Source organism: Sulfolobus sp. B1, from assembly GCF_007050195.1.
In the GTDB taxonomy this organism is placed as follows: Archaea; Thermoproteota; Thermoprotei_A; order Sulfolobales; family Sulfolobaceae; genus Saccharolobus.
The window spans coordinates 1-893 of sequence record NZ_QIMI01000296.1; the positions used below are offsets into that span (position 1 = coordinate 1).

The 893-nt window shown below is 36.2% G+C and carries 1 protein-coding gene; it reads left to right on the forward strand.

Going from position 1 to position 893, the window contains the following annotated elements:
* Positions 1–893 (forward strand): ABC transporter substrate-binding protein (locus tag DMP16_RS10290; RefSeq protein WP_255446886.1); only part of this gene is annotated, 893 nt, incomplete at both ends.

Genomic DNA, 893 nt, shown 5'->3' on the forward strand with positions numbered 1-893 from the left:
TCCTACAATTATTTAAACTTCCAAATGGACAAATAGGAGCTACAGAGTACTTCGGACCTATGTCACCAGTCTTTCCCTTATATAACGAGGTTATGCAACTTGATAATTTACATCCTTACGTATATAACTTTTCATTAGCCTTACATTACTTAAACGAGGCTGGATATGAAGGGCATTTTTACGTAATATTACCTAATGGGACTGTAGTAGGAGATTCTAAGGGAAGTCAATTACCAACCTTGGAGATTTACTCTATAACTCCAGTAACTGAGCTGGAACAAGAGGAATTGGATATTGTTCAGCAAAACTTAGGCCAACTAGGCATATCAGTTGCCTTTAAGTATGTGTTACCAGCGGTAATAGACAACTGGCTCTCTCCTAATGATACGCCAGCTATGGCTGACTTAGGTTGGTTCCCCGATTGGCCAGATCCAGTATTCCAAGAGCTTATAGCACAAACTGACGTTGAATTTGGAGGGATTAGTGGTAATTTTGCTTGGGTTAATAACTCAGCCTTACAACAAATATATAGTAACTTGCCTTTCATAACTAATACTACACTTCAAACTAATGAAGTAGCACAAGCTTATAAGATACTTTACAACGAAGCCCCTTACATCTGGTTACCTAACTATATAGTATACTTCTTCGTCCAACCATATGTTAAGGGATTTGTATGGAATCAATTCGATGGCTATTTCTATAACATGATGTACTATCAACCCTATACGATTAATCTGGCATCTAGTAATACCGTAAGCTCTTCAAGTAATATAATAGCGACTACTACTTCCTCTAACTCCTTAACTACAGAGACATTGAAGAATTCATCCAACTATACGTTATATTATATTGCTTTAGTCATAATATTTATCGTAATAATAATTGTAGGT